This is a genomic window from Amycolatopsis sp. NPDC004378 (assembly GCF_053602455.1).
Map to the genome: position 1 here is coordinate 104550 of NZ_JBSGDR010000001.1, position 14990 is coordinate 119539.

Below are 14990 nucleotides of genomic sequence, written 5' to 3' on the forward strand. Positions count from 1 at the left end.
CATTGTCTCCGCGAGAATCACCTCATGCGCATCCGGATCCTCGACGCCGACATCACCACCCTCGAGGTCGACGTCGTCGTCAATGCCGCCAACTCCTCGCTGCTCGGCGGGGGCGGGGTCGATGGGGCCATCCACCGCAAGGGCGGGCCCGAGATCCTCGCCGAGTGCCGGAAGCTGCGGGCCGGGCACTACGGGAAGGGGCTCAAGACCGGGCAGGCCGTCGCCACCAACGCCGGGAACCTGCCTGCCCGGTGGGTCGTGCACACCGTCGGCCCGGTCTGGTCGAAGACGGAAGACCGGTCCGGGCTGCTCGCCGACTGCCACCGCAACGCCCTGAAGGTCGCCGACGAACTGGGGGCCAGGACCGTCGCCTTCCCCGCCATCTCCACCGGGATCTACCGGTGGCCGCTCGAGTCGGCCGCCGGGATCGCGGTCGCCGCCGTGCGGGACGCCGATGCCGGCGGGGTCGAGGAAGTGATCTTCGCCCTGCGGGGGCAAGCCGCGATGGACGCGTTTCACAACTCCCTTGCCTGAACGATCACCGGCGGGGCAGGGTGCAGGCGTGCCCACCCGCGCCCTGGTCTTCGACTTCGACGGCACCCTCGCCGACACCGAGTCCGCCGTCCTGCAGACGTGGCAGGAGGTCTTCCGCGAGCACGGCGTCGACCTGCCGATGGCGGCCTGGTACGCCGTCATCGGCACGCAGCGCACCACGCCCGCGATGTTCGCCCTGCTCGCCGAGCACGTCCCCGGCATCGACCCCGAGGCACTGCGGCCGAGGTCGAAGGCCCGCGTCCACGAACTCCTGCGTGAGCTCGGCCCGCGCGAAGGCGTCGAAACCTATCTGCGGACGGCGAAGGACCACGGCCTCAAACTCGCCGTCGCCTCCAGCTCGTCCGGGGCCTGGGTGAACCCGCACCTCGAACGGCTCGGCATCGCGGACTGCTTCGACGCCGTCCTCACCGGGGACCGCCACAAGGCCAAGCCCGACCCGGACCTCTACCTCGCCGCCCTGGCCGCGCTCGAAACCACCGCGGAGGAAACCATCGCCTTCGAGGACACGCCCCACGGCGTCACCGCCGCGAAGGCCGCCGGGCTGACCTGCGTCGCCGTGCCGAACGCCATCACCGAAAGCCTCGACTTCGCCCACGCCGACGTCGTGCTGCCGTCGTTCACCGCGAAGCCCCTCGAAGCCCTACTGAGCCACTGACGCGAGCAGCCGGTCCAGGAACACCAGCTGGCCCTTGACCAGCTTCTCGCGCGCGACCTCCAGCGAGAACCACTCGACGCGGTCCATCTCCGGGAACTCCTGCTGCTTGCCCGACCGCGGCGGCCACTCCATGGTGAACGTCCCCGGGACCACCGACGCCGGGTCCAGGTCGGCCTCGACCGCCCACGCCGTGACGGTCTTGCCCGACTGTTTCACCTCGCCGAGCGGAACGTACTCACCCGACGGCGCGGGCAGGCCCAGCTCCTCTTCGAACTCGCGCCGCGCGGCCGCCTCCGGCTCTTCGTCCGGCTCCAGCTCGCCCTTCGGCAGCGACCACGCCGCCGCGTCCTTCTTCGCCCAGAACGGCCCGCCCATGTGCCCGAGCAGCACTTCGACGTCCTCGCCCCGCCCGCGGTGGAGCAGGAGCCCGGCACTGCGTTTGCCCGCCATCACCCCAGTCTGCCGAAACCCACCGGAAAAACTTCCGCGGGGTTGTCGATCCGGGGAGAACCCACTCGACGCGTAGGCAGAAGGCAAGGAAGACCCCAGGGGAAGGAACCCGCCATGACCACCACCATCGCCCGCGAAGCCCAGACCACCACGGCCAAGACCGCGCCGGTCACCGGAATCGTCGTCGGCGCGAGCAGGATCGTGATCTCGTTCCTGTTCGGCTTCCACGGCCTGCAGGGATTCGGCTTCTTCGGGGGTGTCGACGGCCAGGGCGGCGGCGTCCCGTTCGGCTCGTTCCCGGGCTGGTGGGGCAGTGTCATCGAGCTCGTCGGCGCCGCATTGCTGCTGGTCGGGCTCGCCAGCCGGCCCGCCGCGATCGTGCTGTCCGGTGTGATGGCGTACGCCTACTTCACCGTGCACGCCCCGATGGGCCTGCTGCCGCTGCAGAACATGGGCGAGCCCGCGGCGGTCTACTCGTGGATCTTCCTGCTGTTCGCCGCGATCGGCCCGGGCCGCTTCGCCGTCGACGCCCTGATCAAGCGACGCCGCTGAGCGAGCGCGGTCCGATCAGTAGCCGCCCTGGGCGGCGGCCAGGTCGGACCGCGCCATCACGTGTTCCATCAGGCTGGTCAGCACCTGCTTCGTCGACTCGCGCTCGCGGGCGTCGCACAGCAGCAGCGGGACGTCCATGCCGACGTCGAGCGCCTGCCGGACCTCCTCGGTGCCGTAGCGGTACGCGCCGTCGAAGCAGTTCACGCCGACGACGAACGGCAGGTTGCGGCGCTCGAAGAAGTCGACCGCGGCGAAGCAGGACTCCAGGCGCCGCGTGTCCGCCAGCACGACGGCGCCCAGCGCGCCCTCGGCCAGCTCGTCCCACATGAACCAGAACCGGTCCTGCCCCGGCGTGCCGAACAGGTAGAGGATCAGGTCGGGGTTGATCGTGATGCGGCCGAAGTCGAGCGCGACCGTCGTGGTCGTCTTCTGCTCGACGCCGGACAGGTCGTCGACACCCTCGGACGCGGTCGTGATGACCTCTTCGGTCCGCAGGGGCGGCACTTCGCTCACCGAGCCGACCATCGTGGTCTTGCCGACCCCGAACCCGCCGGCGATGAGTACCTTGACCGCGGTCGCGGTCAGGTTCCGCCGGGGGTCAGAGTTTCCGGATGCCATCAAGGACCGCCTGCAATACGTGTCGGTTGGGGGTTTCCTGGACCGGTGCCGCGGTACGGAACAGCACCAGGTTCTGCTCGATGAGGTCGCTGAGCATCACCTTCACGACGGGCAGCGGCAGGTCGACCCGGGCAGCCACCTCGGCCACCGAGACCGGCCGCTGGCACAGCGCGATGATACGGGCGTACTCCGGTTCGAGCATGCCCGCCTCGTGCGCCGTGCGCAGCGCGACGACGAGCGTGATGAGGTCGAGGCCGAGGGTGTCCGACCGCGTGCGGCCGCCCGTGACCGCGTAGGACCGGACGAGCGGGCCGGCCTCGTCGTCGAACCAGGCTTCGTGCCGTCCGGTCATGGCGACGTGGGCTGGACGCCGGCACCGGTCCGCGGAGCGGAGGTGAGCACCTGACCGACCCGCTTCACCATCAGGTTCATTTCGTAGGCGACCAGGCCCATGTCCGCGTCTTCGCGGGCGAGGAGGGCGAGGCACGCGCCCCGCCCGGCCGCCGTCACGAACAGGAACGCGTGGTCCATCTCGACCATCGTCTGGCGGACGTTGCCGCCGCCGAAGTGCCGTCCGGTTCCGCGCGCCAGGCTCTGGAACGCCGAAGCGACCGCCGAAAGGTGCTCGGCGTCCTCCTCCGACAGGTTCCCCGACCTCCCGATGAGCAGGCCGTCCGAGGACAGGACCACCGCGCGGTCCGCCCCGGCGACCCGCTTGACGAGGTCGTCCAGCAGCCAGTCGAGCTCACTGACGCCTGAGTTGACCATTAGTCGCGCTCTCCGTACCTGTCGTCGTTCTCAGCCGGTTCTTCGTCACGGGCCCGGCGGGTGCCCTGCTGGAAGGCGGACAGCCGGCTGCGGGCGGCTTCCGGCGAGTCCAGCCTGACCTCTTCACGCTCCTGCGCGGGCCTATCTTCCCGCAACTGGGGAACGAGGTTCTGCTGGCGTCGCCGTTGCGGCAGCGGCGGGCGGCCCGGGGCCTCCGGGCGGCGCGGCTGCGAGGGCCGGCCTTCGGGCACCGCGGGCCGCGGCTCCGACGGCGGCCACGCGGGCTGCTGCGCGGCCGGACGCGCCGGCCGCGAGGTCCGCGAAGGCGGGGCCGGCGGGCGGACCGGGGCGACCGGCTGGGCCTGCGTCGGCTGGCTGACCGGCTCGGACACCGACCCGACGGGCACCGGCGTCGGCACCGACGGCGGCTGCGCGGGCTCGGGCGGCCGCACGGGAACCGGCGCCGGCGGGGCCGGCGGCACGTCGGGCTGCGCCACGGGCATCGGCGGCTCGGTGCGGTGGCGCGCCGGGCGGCGCGACTGCCGCCGCAACGGCGCGACCTCGTCGTTCACCGGCTCCGGCTCGACCGGGTTCGGGACGAGCTCGGGCTTCGGCGGGGTGATCGGCTGCTCCGGCTCGGTCTCCGAGAGCGGGGCCAGCAGGTCGGTGCGCACCAGAACGATGGCCCGGGTGCCGCCGTAGGCCGACTCGCGCAGGTGCACCTGGATGCCGTGGCGGGCGGCCAGCCGCGCGACCACGAACAGGCCGAGGCGCGGTTCGTCGGACAGGGCCATGATCCCGAAGTCCGGCGGGTCCGCCAGCATCGCGTTGATCTCTTCGGTCTGGTCCGGCTCGAGCCCGAGGCCCTGGTCCTCGACCTCGATCACGACGCCCTTGCCGACCACGTTGCCGCGGACCTCGACCCGCGACTGCGGCGGCGAGAACGACGTCGCGTTGTCGATCAGCTCGGCGAGCAGGTGCACGAGGTCGCCGACGACCGGGCCGCGGACGGCGATCTGCGGCAGCGCCGCGGTCTTGACCCGCGCGAAGTCCTCGGTCTCGGCGGACGCGCCGCGGACCAGCTCGGCCAGCCCGACCGGGTTGCGCCACTGCCGGCCCGGCTGCCCGCCACCGAGGATGATCAGGTTCTCGGCGTTGCGGCGGGCGCGGGTGGAGAGGTGGTCCAGCTGGAACAGGGTGTCCAGCTGCTCCGGGTCCTCCTGCTTGCGCTCGGCCTGGTCGAGCACCTTGAGCTGGCGGTGCACGATGACCTGGCTGCGGTGGGCGATGTTGAGGAAGACCGTCTTGGTGCCTTCCTTGGTCTTCGCCTCGTCGATGGCGGCCGCGATGGCGGTCTGCTGCGCCTTGTTGAACGCGTCGGCGACCTGGCCGATCTCGTCGGTGCCGTGGTCGAGGAAGTGCCCGCCCTCTTCGAGGTCGACGGGCTCGCCCGCCTGGACCCGGGCGACCAGCTCGGGCAGCCGGACCTCGGCCGCGTCGAGGGTGTCCTCGCGCAGCCGGTGCAGCCGGCCGATGAGCCGGTTCGACAGCCGGACGGCGACGAAGACCACGAAGACCGCGAACAGGACCGCGGCCACACCGGCGATCAGGGATTCGGTGAACGTCGAGTCGGCGTCGTCGATCGCGGCCTGGCTCGCGTTGGAGCTCTGCGCCACGAAGATGCCCATCAGCGCGTCGCCGACCTGACGCGCGGCGGTGCGCCACTGGTCCTGCGCCACCGGCAGCTTCGACAGGTCGCCGCGCAGGAACGCGGTCTCGACCTGGGTCACCGTCTGCCACGGCTGGCTGGCCAGCAGCTGGTCGTACTTCGCCTTGACCTCGGGGATCATCTTCGGCGCCGACGCGTCGAGCTGCGCGTGGTAGGCACCGACCTGGCCGACGTAGGCGCGGAACTCGTCGTTGCCGAGGCCGCCCGCGGCCAGCCCGGCCGCGGCGAGCGCGTCACTGCGCTGCATCTCGTCCGCCGCGGTGAACAGCGGGATGGCGGTCAGCCGGTCGAACGCGTTCTGCGCGCCGCGCGCGTTCTGCGCCAGCCCCGCGACGCCGTCGGTGAACTGGTCGATGATCTTGTTGTAGTAGCCGAAGGCCTGCAGCAGCTGCATCTGGCCGCCGTCGACGGCCTGGCGGGTCTGCGGCAGCTGCTGGAAGAGACCGAAGAACGTGGCGATGTTCTTCTGGACGCTGGGCGGCGTCTCGTTGTAGTCGGCGAAGTTGTCCTTGAGGTTCTCGATCTCCTTCGCGGCGGTCGCGTCCACCTTCGGGCGGACGGCCGCGAGCACCGCGCGCTGGTTGCCCTGGCCGGCGAGCAGGCTCAGCGTCGCCTGGCGCTCCTGCTGCAGCGCGGCGAAGAACGGGATCGCCGGGGCTTCCGAATTCCGGATCTTGGTCGTGTAGTCGCGCGCGGTGACCGCGTCGTAGATCAGGTAGCCCGCGAGGGCCACACCGACGAGGAGCAGGGCCACACTGGGGATGAGCGCGATCGTGAGCACGCGCTTCCGAATCGAGGATCCCCGGTTGCGTCGAAGAGAAATCTGCTTCACCTGGGTCCGTTTTCCTTCCGGCAGTACATGTTTTCGGGTCGCCCGAGGTGGTCAACACCCGGATTCCGACCAGCCGGATCATCACCGTGGTCTGCTTCGCCCGCGACGACGGTATGCAGCCGCTCAGGGCGCGTCAAGTCCGTGGCGATAACGTGATCTTGGAACGGTGACCCGTCCACACTTGCTGCCTGCGCTTGGAAAGTCCACCACCGAAAGTCGTGACGTTCGTCCCAGGACGACTTCCGTTGCCCGGTATGGGTGCACGCTCGACGGTGGTGCGATCGACCCACTCCGCACAGCGGGTGCCGCTACGTACGGAGAGCCCGGACGGTTCGGTGAGAAACGTCACGGCTTCGCGCGACTGCCCGCGCGCCCCCGGTTCGTTCGGGAAGAACGGGTTCCGGAAAGCGGAAATACCCGGAACGCGCGATCGGCACCACGGATTCCCCGGGCGCGTCAGCGGAATTCCACCCATTCCGCGAACGCACCCGTTCCGGCACTCACCGTGGCGCCGAAACCGGTTCCGCGCGCGTCAGCCCGGGAACTCGGCGGCGAGGGTGTTCCAGAACTCGAGCTCGTAGCTCTGGAACAGCCGCGCGTACAGGTGGGCTTCGCGTTCGTCGAGCCGGTGCGCGTCGATCCCGGCCCGGATCGCGGCCGGCGCTTGTTCTTCAATTTCCGGAACATCCGCGGCGAAGAAGTCGAAGGACGCGCACGCGTCGTCGGAGAAGCCGTGCGTCCGCATGCCCGCGGCAACGTCCCTGCAGTACCGGCCGAAGGCGGCGAAGTTGGCGAAGATGCCGGCCGCGGTCGCCGACGATTCGCCGTTCAGCGCGAGCCACGCGACGTACGCCGGCGCAAAGTCACCGCGCGGTCCGGCGGCGGTCCGTTGCGCCGCCCTGACCAGAACAAGGTTCAATCGCTGAGCGTGATCCGCTTCTCCTCCGCGGCGAGCGCGGCGAACACCGCGCGCGGTGCGCGGCCCGCGGTGATCAGCGGGACGAGCCGGTTGTCCTCGTCGCGAGGCGCGAGTTCGGCCTGGATCTTGTCGAGCAGGTCACTTCCATTGAACCGGAGTTCGCGCGCCCGCGCCCGTGTGCACTGTGGACGGTCGTGGGGAGCTGACGCCGGAAGCCCGTGTGAAGGGGAGGTTTGACCTGGCCGCGATTCTCTACCCACCCGGCGCCGCAGCCAATACAGTGTGGCTTTCCGCCGCTTTCGAGGAGGCCAGCGTTGACCACCCCGTCCGTCGCCGAGCAGACCGAAGGCCTGACGATCCCGAGGCTGCTGCACCGCAACGCGGCCGAGTACCCCGACCTGCCGGCGATCACGTCGCTCGACGTCGAAGGCCGGCCGACGCTGAGCTGGCTGGAGTTCCGCACCGCGATCGCCGAGGTGTCCCGCGGCCTGGCCGGGCTGGGGCTCACCAAGGGTGACCGGATGCTGATCATGGCGCCCGGCTGCCCGGACCACATCATCGCCGACCTCGCCGCGACGCACCTGTCCGCGATCCCCTGCACCGCCTACGCCACGCTCAGCCCGGACCAGATCCGGTTCGTCGCGCGGCACAGCGCGGCCCCGGTCGTCGTGCTCGGCGGCGAAACCGAGCTGGCGCGCTGGCGGCCGGTGCTCGACGACCTCCCGGCGCTGCGCCACGTCGTCGTGATGGACGAGGCCGCGATCCCGGACGGCGACGACCGCTTCCTTTCGCTGGCCGCACTGCGGGCACGCGGCGAGGAAGCGCTTGCCGCGGACCCCGAGGCGTTCGAACGGTCGTGGCAGGAGATCAAGCCGGACGACCCGCTGTCCATGATCTACACCTCCGGCACGACCGGCGACCCCAAGGGCGTCGTGCTCTCGCACCGCAACGCGATCCACCAGGCGTACGCGGTCACCGAGCTGCACCACCCGCCCATGCACGCGACGAACATCGCGTACCTGCCGCTCGCGCACATCGCCGAGCGGGAGCTGTCGATCTACCTGCCGATCGTCTGGGCCGGGCACGTGCACACGCTCGCCGACCCGACGGCGGTGGCCGGGGCGCTCGGCCAGGTGCACCCGCAGAGCTTCTTCGGCGTCCCGCGCGTGTGGGAGAAGATGGTCGCCGGGCTGAAGAACATGCTCGGCAGCGTCCCCGAGGACCGGCGGACCGCGCTGCTGCAGGCGAACGAACTGCTGCAGCAGGGGTACAAGCTGCGCAGCGCCGGGCAGGAGGTGCCGGCCGAGCTCGCGGAGAAGATCCGGCAGACCGACGAAGCCGCGCTCGCCCCGGTGCGCGCGCTGCTCGGCCTGGACAAGCTGCTCGTGGCGTCCAGCGGTGCCGCCGCGCTGCCGGTGGAGATCATCTACTTCCTCGCCGGGCTCGGCGTCGAGATCTGCGAGGTCTGGGGCCTGTCGGAGACGACCGGCGCGGCGACGTCGAACTCCGGCACGGACTTCCGGGCCGGCTCGGTGGGCAAGCCCCTCGAAGGCGTCGAGGTCAAGGTCGCCGAAGACGGCGAACTGCTGGTGCGCGGCCCGATCGTCTTCCTCGGCTACCTGCAGGAAGACGGCACGATCAAGGACGCCACGGACGCCGAGGGCTGGTACGCCACCGGCGACATCGGCACGATCGACGAAGACGGCTTCGTCACGATCACCGACCGCAAGAAGGAGCTGATCATCACCTCGAGCGGCAAGAACATCGCGCCGACGAGGATCGAGGGTCTCCTCAAGGAACACCCGCTGATCGGCCAGGCGGTCGCGATCGGCGACGACCGGCCGTACGTGACGGCGCTGATCGTCCTCGACGACGAGATCGCGCCCGGCTGGGCCGCGGCGAACGGCGTCGAAGCCACGCCGGAAGAGCTGGCGTCGCACCCGGCGGTCCGCGCCGAGCTGGAGCGCGCGGTCGAGTCCGCCAACAGCCGGCTGGCCCGGATCGAGCAGATCAAGCGCTACCACGTGCTGCCGAAGGCGTGGACGCCCGAGTCCGGCGAGCTGACCCCGACGCTCAAGCTCAAGCGCCGGATCATCAACGACCGCTACTCGACGGACATCGAGGCGCTCTACGCGGCGGTCCGCGACCCGGAGCCGGCCGCCGGCTCCTGAGCCTGCCGCGGCTGTCGTGAGTGGTCAGGGCGGTTGGAACCGCGCCTGACCACTCACGACCGGGTCAGGCGGTGCGCGGCGAGGTCGACTCCGTCCACTTGCGCAGCCGCGGCGGGACGCGCTTTTCCAGGCCGTAGTTCTCCAGGTGGGCGGAGAAGACCTCGTCGAACGCCTTCTGCACGGTCTCGGTGTCCCACACCGGGCGCTCGAGGATCGGCTGCTTGAGGAACGGCTGGCCCATGACGTGCAGCTGGGGGCCGTTGCACCGGATCATCTGGCCGGTGATGCCGTGCGAGCCCGCGCCGAGCAGGAAGAGCACGACCGGCGCGATCCGCGACGGCGTCCGGTCCGGCGGGCAGGCGCGCAGCGAGCGTTCGGACTTCCACACCATCCGGGTGTGCGCCAGCGGGCAGACGGCGTTGACGCGGATCCCGGCCTCCTCGAGGTCGAGGGCCCAGGAGTAGGTCAGCGACGCGACCGCGCCCTTGCTCGCCGCGTACACGCCCAGCTTGCGCTGCCCGAGCGAGGCGCCGGAGGAGATGTTGACGATCGAGCCGCCGGTGCCGGCGTCGACCATCGCCTTGATCGCGGCCAGCCCGGTGTTCACCACGCCCATGACGTTGACCTGGACCAGCTCGCGCGCCTGCTCGGCGTCGTCCTCCCAGGGCAGCGCCTCGTAGTTCAGGCCGGCGTTGTTCACCAGCCCGTCGATCCCGCCGAACTCCTTGACGCAGAGGTCGACGATCTCCTGCGCCTCGCCGGCCTCGGCCACGCTGTGCCCGCTGGCCACGGCGCGGCCGCCGTGCGCGCGGATGGTCTCGGCCGTCCGCTCGGCCAGTTCCGCGTCGATGTCGTTGACCACCACCGACCCGCCCGCGCGCGCGACGTGCACCGCGAACGCCTCGCCCAGGCCCCGGCCGGCACCGGTGACCACGACCGCCTTGCCCTGCAACAACCCGTCCATGTCATCTCCCCGCTCTGCGGCACGCCTGGCGGCGGCGCGGTCCGTCCACCCCGGCCGGCTCTGTGTCCAGTCTTGGCCCATCCGGCCCAACGGGGCATCGCCCCGACGACGAGCGGCCGCCGTCCTGCGCCGAGCGAATCCGGTTCGATCAGCCCGGAGGTACCCGCGAGCCGGTCACGGCCAATCACCACCACCCGTCGGTGGAGTAACCCGATCGGCTCCGAAGGGAGCAGTGGCCCGCGTTCCGGGGACGTCGGCGCGTAATCGGCGGCATACTGTTAGTGCTTCCGGCGGGTCCGCGGTGACTCCCCCGGATGGGGTCGTCACTGGCGAGGCACAATGCGGGCGATCCATGTTCACTCGATCGGGGGATGGTGGTTACGAGGTGACGACGCGCGCGACACCCCGGCTCCGGGCCGTCCTGGCCAACCGCGAGTTCCGCGCGCTGTGGTTCGCCGAAACGCAGTCGATGCTCGGCGACCAGCTGACCATCGTCGCGCTGGCCATCCTGATCTTCGACCGGACCGGGTCGCCGCTGCTCTCGGCCGTCGTCTACTCGCTGACGTTCCTGCCCGCGCTGGCCGGCGGGCTCGGGCTGTCCCAGCTCGCGGACCGCTTCCCCCGCCGCGCGGTGCTCGTGACCGGCTCGCTCGCGCAGGCCGTGCTGATCGGGCTGATGGCCGTCCCCGGGATGCCGATGGGCTGGCTGTTCGTCCTCTTCGTCTTCGCCCGGCTGGCGAACGCGCCGTGCAACGCGGCGCAGAACGCGCTGGGCCGCGAGATCTTCACCGACGACGACGTCTACCTGCAGAGCCAGGACCTGCGCGGGATCACGAACAACACCGCGATGCTGGCCGGCCTCGCCGCCGGCGGCCTGCTGGTGACCGGCATCGGCACGTCGTGGGCGCTGGCGATCGACGCGCTGACGTTCCTGGTCGCGGCCGGCGCCGTGCGGTGGATGGTGCTGCGCCGACCGGCCGCCGGGGACGGCGGCGCCCCCTGGTTCGGCGCCGTCCGGCAGGTTTTCGGCGACGAACGGCTGCGCGTCCTGCTCTACCTGTCGTGGCTGGTCGGCCTCGCGGTGATCCCGGAGGGGCTGGCGGCGCCGCTCGCCGCGCAGCTGGGCGCGGGCGACCAGGCGGTCGGCTGGCTGCTGGCCGCCGACCCGCTGGGCTTCGTCGCCGGGACGTTCCTGCTTTCGCGGTTCGTCTCGACGGAGCACCGCCGCCGCCTGCTGGGCGTGCTCGCGGCGTTGCCGCTGGCCGCGCTGGCGGCGTTCGCGCTCCGGCCGAACCTGGCGGTCGCGCTCGTCCTGCTCGCGCTGGCCGGGGCGACGGGCGCCTACGTCATCACGGTGTCGGCCACGTTCATCACGTGGGTGCCCAACGACATCCGGGGCAGCGCCGGCGGGCTCTACCGGACGGGGCTGCGGGTGGCCCAGGGCGTGGGCGTGGGGATCGGCGGTCTGGTCGCGCAGGGAATCGGGTCCGCGCACGCGACCATCGGGCTCGCGGGGGCGGTGGGACTGCTGCTGGCGGTGCCGGTCGCGGTGTCCTGGCGCCGGGTCGGCGGCGGCGCGGATCCGGAACCGCGGCGGTCATGAGCGGGTGCGGGGATCACCAGTCACGGTTGGCCATCGGGTGCCACCTCTCTGTCGGACCAAGATCACGAATGGCATTCGCGGGCGTCGCGGGCGACAATTCGCGGGTGGTTCAGAAGTCGCGGTTGCTCATGGGGCACCTCCATGCGGGGAGCGTCTCGCAGAACCTTTTGTGCCGCGTTCCCGGCAGTTACTCCGGGGACTCGGCGAGTCCGTTGCTGTGGGATGGTACCCGGCCGCGGAATGCGTGAACACTCCGCCAGGTACCGATGAGATTACTCAAGGGCGAGACTAGGCTGGAAAGGAGGTGACCAATTGCATCCAGGACCGGACGGCGACCCGGGCGCGGCGGACGGGCCCGAGCCGACGCGGGGCGAAACCGCGAAGGAACCGGGCGTGACCGCGGACGGGCCCGCGACCACTACCAGTGGTCCGCTCGCGACTGCCCGGATCCGCCACGCCTACCGGCCGCGCAACTGGGCGCTGTGGCGCCGCCGACCGGCCCAGGTCGCCTTCATGCTGACGGCCGAAGCCGTCGCGATCGCGATTCTCGTCGTCGCTTTCGCGCGTTCGCCGATTCCGTCGCGAAACGACTGGATCAATTTCGCCATTCTCGCCGCCGGGGCCACCGTTCACATTCAGCTGACGCAGCGCCAGGAAGAACGGCGGCGCGACCGGACGAAAACGGTCCTGATCGACCTCACGGCCGTCTGGACGTTTTCCGCCGCGATGATCCTGCCGGTCCCGCTGATACTTTTCGTCATCGCCGTGATCCGGTTGCAGCACTGGTTCATCGCGCGCCGGCCGGCCCACAACTTCATCTTTTCCTCGATCACGCACGGCCTCGCCGGCACGCTCGCGCACCTGACGTACGTGGCGCTCGGCCCGCACGTGCTGGGCCCACCGGACTGGGGCGGTTTCCTCACCGAGTTCGGCACGATCGTCGTCACCGGGGCCATCTACGAAGCCATCCAGATCGCGTACGTGGGCGGGGTCCTGATGCTGGGATCCCCCGCCGGGCGCACGGTTCGTAACGTGCTCGGCAGCGCGGCCGACAACATGCTCGAAGCGATCACCATCGGCCTCGGTGCGGTGACCGCGATCCTGCTCGCCGCCGTGCCGCCGATGGTGGCCGTGATGGCCGTGGTCACCGTGGTGTTCAATCGCCTCGCGGAACTCGACCAGCTCCAGAACGACGTCCGGACGGACCCGAAAACCGGGATTCTCAACATGCGCGGCTGGTCGGAGTCGGCCGAGCGCGCACTCGATCGCACCGCCCGATCGGGTGATCAACTGGCGCTGCTGATGGTCGATCTCGACCACTTCAAGTGGATTAACGACACCTATGGTCATCCGGCGGGCGACGACGTGCTCCGGACGGTTGCGCAAACCCTCGACGAAGTGACGAGACCGAGCGACTTGGTCGGCCGTTTCGGTGGTGAGGAATTCCTCATTCTGCTCCCGGACATCGACGAAGAGGCCACCTGGGACGCCGCCGAGCGGATACGTGTTGCCATTGCCAAGTTGCATATCGTGACAACGGACAAACGCGGCGACCCGGCCACGATCGCCGACCGCACGACGTCGATCGGCGTCGCGAGGCACCCCCGCCACGGCGACACGCTGGAGCGCCTGCTGCAGTCGGCGGACGCGGCGGTCTACCTGGCGAAGGAGAACGGCCGGGACCAGGTCTGCTTCGCCCCGGACACCCCGGGTCCGCCGCTCACGCCCCCAGCCGCACCGTGAGCGCGAGCTTCACGACCACCTCGGCCGACGTCCCCCGCGCGGCGGAGTCCAGCCGCAGCCGTTCACCGCGATAACCGGCCGACTCCAGCCGCAGCACGGCGGCCCCCGGCGCCGGCCGCGGATGGCACCAGTGCCGCACGACCCCGGTGCCGGCCGCGTCCTTGGCCAGGAGGAGGTACTCGTGCCCGAGGTCGTCGGTGACCCGCCCGAGGCCGTTCCACCACAGGGCCCGCAGGGTGAGGCCCAGGCCGTCCCGCACCAGATCGACGGGCGGATCGGCCCGGATGTCGACCCGGAACCCTCGAGCGCCGGCGCGGACTGAGCGGACCTCGAGGAAGCCACCGCCCGAGCCGCAAGCACTGCGACCACCCGCAGCGGTTGGCCGCGCGCCACGATCGGCGCCGACCGAACCGGCGCATGCCCGATGCGCACCAGCCCACCCGCAGCACGTGGCCGGCCGGCCGGCCAAGCCGCCGTCACCCCACCCGCCGCGGGCCGAAGGTCGACCTGCAAGGCCGCCATCCCCAGCCCCTCCGCAGCACAACCCGCCGTCACCCTGCCCGCCACAGGCCGAAGGTCGACCAGCCAAGCCACCACCCCCAGCCAACCCGCGGCACAGCGGTGGCTGACCAGCCCCGCCGCCATCCCCAGACCACCCGCAACACGTGGCCGGTCGACCAGCCAAGCCACCACCCCCAGCCAACCCACAGCAAGGTCCGCCCGCCCACGGGAGCAGGACCTCGCGCCCACCGTCACCGACCTCGGCGCGCGGCAGCAACGCCGCCACCGTCAGCTCCGCCGCCCGTCGCCCGTCCTCGGCGTCCACCGCGGCCGGTTCGCCGCGCAGCTCCGCGGCCAGGATCCGCGCCCCGGTCACCTCGGCCCACCCCAGCGCCGCCGAGCGCAGGCCCGGCTCGGCCAGCAACCGCGCCAGCGGGACGCCTCCCCGCCCGGTCCCGCTGAACCTCGCCGCCCGGACCAGCCGTGCCGCCTCCGGGCAGCGCACCTCCAAGCCGAACAATCCCGTCATCGCCCGGTCCAACGCCCGCAGTTGCGCGGCCAGCACCACCCGCCGCACCGGCCCGGGATGACGTCCCGCCAGCTCGCCGGGCCGGCACTCGCGCAACGCGCGGGCGAGCAGGCGCAGTTCGGGGGAACGGGGTGTACGCAGCGTCGCCCCGGGGGCGAGCCGGCGCAGGGCGCGCACCGTGCTCTCCACGGGTACGGCGGGCCGCGTGCCGCCGGGATCGGTCGAGCCCACTGCGCGCCCTCCTGGTCCGCCGCGCCCCCGCGCCCAGTGTCGCGGGCGCCGGACGGCCGCGGAACGTAAGAAGGGGCAGACCCGGGCGCCACCCGATCGGGCAGCTTAGGGGAAAGCCGCGGTGAACCGCGGGGGTTGTCCCCATGTCGGCCCCGCGACGGGACTGGCAC

General features: G+C 71.4%; 14 protein-coding genes. 6 read left to right on the plus strand and 8 right to left on the minus strand.

The annotated features are described in order from the left end of the window. The first annotated feature begins 24 nt into the window (after positions 1 to 24). Complete coding sequence (locus ACWEN0_RS00500) at positions 25 to 534, plus strand: O-acetyl-ADP-ribose deacetylase (RefSeq protein WP_451967600.1); 510 nt, start codon at positions 25 to 27, stop codon at positions 532 to 534. A gap of 28 nt (positions 535 to 562) precedes the next feature. Further along, the gene (locus ACWEN0_RS00505; RefSeq protein ID WP_451967601.1) at positions 563 to 1210 is read left to right on the plus strand and encodes an HAD family hydrolase; all 648 of its coding nucleotides are present in this window, start codon (positions 563 to 565) and stop codon (positions 1208 to 1210) included. Here ACWEN0_RS00505 and ACWEN0_RS00510 read toward each other — a convergent pair. Next, on the minus strand, positions 1196 to 1660 hold the full coding sequence (locus ACWEN0_RS00510) for an NUDIX domain-containing protein (protein ID WP_451967602.1): 465 nt from the start codon (positions 1658 to 1660) through the stop codon (positions 1196 to 1198). The genes ACWEN0_RS00505 and ACWEN0_RS00510 overlap by 15 nt on opposite strands. 114 nt (positions 1661 to 1774) lie before the next feature. Here ACWEN0_RS00510 and ACWEN0_RS00515 point away from each other — a divergent pair, with 114 nt between their 5' ends. Next, positions 1775 to 2212, plus strand: coding sequence for a DoxX family protein (locus ACWEN0_RS00515; protein ID WP_451967604.1), 438 nt, complete (start codon positions 1775 to 1777; stop codon positions 2210 to 2212). A 15-nt stretch (positions 2213 to 2227) separates the two neighbouring features. Here ACWEN0_RS00515 and ACWEN0_RS00520 read toward each other — a convergent pair whose 3' ends face one another. The 5 genes from ACWEN0_RS00520 to ACWEN0_RS00540 all read right to left on the minus strand — a co-directional run bounded on the left by ACWEN0_RS00520 (position 2228) and on the right by ACWEN0_RS00540 (position 7078). Beyond that, positions 2228 to 2830, minus strand: coding sequence for a GTP-binding protein (locus tag ACWEN0_RS00520; protein WP_072476760.1), 603 nt, complete (start codon positions 2828 to 2830; stop codon positions 2228 to 2230). After that, positions 2811 to 3182: a DUF742 domain-containing protein gene (locus ACWEN0_RS00525; protein ID WP_286002477.1), complete on the minus strand. Its 372-nt coding sequence runs from the start codon at positions 3180 to 3182 to the stop codon at positions 2811 to 2813. Before ACWEN0_RS00525 ends, ACWEN0_RS00520 begins: the two co-directional genes overlap by 20 nt. Continuing rightward, positions 3179 to 3598, minus strand: coding sequence for a roadblock/LC7 domain-containing protein (locus ACWEN0_RS00530; protein WP_451967606.1), 420 nt, complete (start codon positions 3596 to 3598; stop codon positions 3179 to 3181). The genes ACWEN0_RS00525 and ACWEN0_RS00530 overlap by 4 nt, the downstream gene beginning before the upstream one ends. Continuing rightward, positions 3598 to 6108 (minus strand): nitrate- and nitrite sensing domain-containing protein, encoded by a 2511-nt coding sequence (locus ACWEN0_RS00535; protein ID WP_451967608.1) that lies wholly within the window; start codon positions 6106 to 6108, stop codon positions 3598 to 3600. Before ACWEN0_RS00535 ends, ACWEN0_RS00530 begins: the two co-directional genes overlap by 1 nt. A 583-nt stretch (positions 6109 to 6691) precedes the next feature. After that, positions 6692 to 7078 (minus strand): hypothetical protein, encoded by a 387-nt coding sequence (locus ACWEN0_RS00540; protein WP_451967611.1) that lies wholly within the window; start codon positions 7076 to 7078, stop codon positions 6692 to 6694. Between the two features lie 314 nt (positions 7079 to 7392). Between ACWEN0_RS00540 and ACWEN0_RS00545 the strand changes: the two genes are divergently transcribed. Next, positions 7393 to 9249: an AMP-dependent synthetase/ligase gene (locus ACWEN0_RS00545; RefSeq protein WP_451967613.1), complete on the plus strand. Its 1857-nt coding sequence runs from the start codon at positions 7393 to 7395 to the stop codon at positions 9247 to 9249. 64 nt (positions 9250 to 9313) lie between these two features. Here ACWEN0_RS00545 and ACWEN0_RS00550 read toward each other — a convergent pair whose 3' ends face one another. Beyond that, a complete protein-coding gene (locus tag ACWEN0_RS00550) occupies positions 9314 to 10213 on the minus strand; it encodes an SDR family NAD(P)-dependent oxidoreductase (RefSeq protein WP_451967615.1) in 900 nt (299 codons plus the stop codon). A 352-nt stretch (positions 10214 to 10565) separates the two neighbouring features. On the opposite strand from ACWEN0_RS00550, the gene ACWEN0_RS00555 reads away from it, so the two are divergent. Both ACWEN0_RS00555 and ACWEN0_RS00560 read left to right on the plus strand, forming a co-directional pair. Then, positions 10566 to 11816 (plus strand): MFS transporter, encoded by a 1251-nt coding sequence (locus ACWEN0_RS00555; RefSeq protein ID WP_451967617.1) that lies wholly within the window; start codon positions 10566 to 10568, stop codon positions 11814 to 11816. A 312-nt stretch (positions 11817 to 12128) separates the two neighbouring features. Further along, complete coding sequence (locus tag ACWEN0_RS00560) at positions 12129 to 13559, plus strand: GGDEF domain-containing protein (RefSeq protein WP_451967619.1); 1431 nt, start codon at positions 12129 to 12131, stop codon at positions 13557 to 13559. Here the strand turns inward: ACWEN0_RS00560 and ACWEN0_RS00565 are convergent. Next, entirely contained in the window at positions 13537 to 13818 is a 282-nt protein-coding gene (locus tag ACWEN0_RS00565; RefSeq protein WP_451967621.1) for a hypothetical protein, read from the minus strand. The two genes, ACWEN0_RS00560 and ACWEN0_RS00565, sit on opposite strands and share 23 nt — an antisense overlap. Positions 13819 to 14990 lie beyond the last annotated feature (1172 nt).

What these genes read in the sequence shown, in the direction of transcription:
- ACWEN0_RS00530 (WP_451967606.1), bottom strand. Translation starts at nt 3,598, where the DNA reads ATGGTCAACTCAGGCGTCAGTGAGCTCGACTGGCTGCTGGACGACCTC.
- ACWEN0_RS00525 (WP_286002477.1), bottom strand. Translation starts at nt 3,182, where the DNA reads ATGACCGGACGGCACGAAGCCTGGTTCGACGACGAGGCCGGCCCGCTC.
- ACWEN0_RS00500 (WP_451967600.1), top strand. Translation starts at nt 25, where the DNA reads ATGCGCATCCGGATCCTCGACGCCGACATCACCACCCTCGAGGTCGAC.
- ACWEN0_RS00520 (WP_072476760.1), bottom strand. Translation starts at nt 2,830, where the DNA reads ATGGCATCCGGAAACTCTGACCCCCGGCGGAACCTGACCGCGACCGCG.
- ACWEN0_RS00510 (WP_451967602.1), bottom strand. Translation starts at nt 1,660, where the DNA reads ATGGCGGGCAAACGCAGTGCCGGGCTCCTGCTCCACCGCGGGCGGGGC.
- ACWEN0_RS00515 (WP_451967604.1), top strand. Translation starts at nt 1,775, where the DNA reads ATGACCACCACCATCGCCCGCGAAGCCCAGACCACCACGGCCAAGACC.
- ACWEN0_RS00550 (WP_451967615.1), bottom strand. Translation starts at nt 10,213, where the DNA reads ATGGACGGGTTGTTGCAGGGCAAGGCGGTCGTGGTCACCGGTGCCGGC.
- ACWEN0_RS00555 (WP_451967617.1), top strand. Translation starts at nt 10,566, where the DNA reads ATGTTCACTCGATCGGGGGATGGTGGTTACGAGGTGACGACGCGCGCG.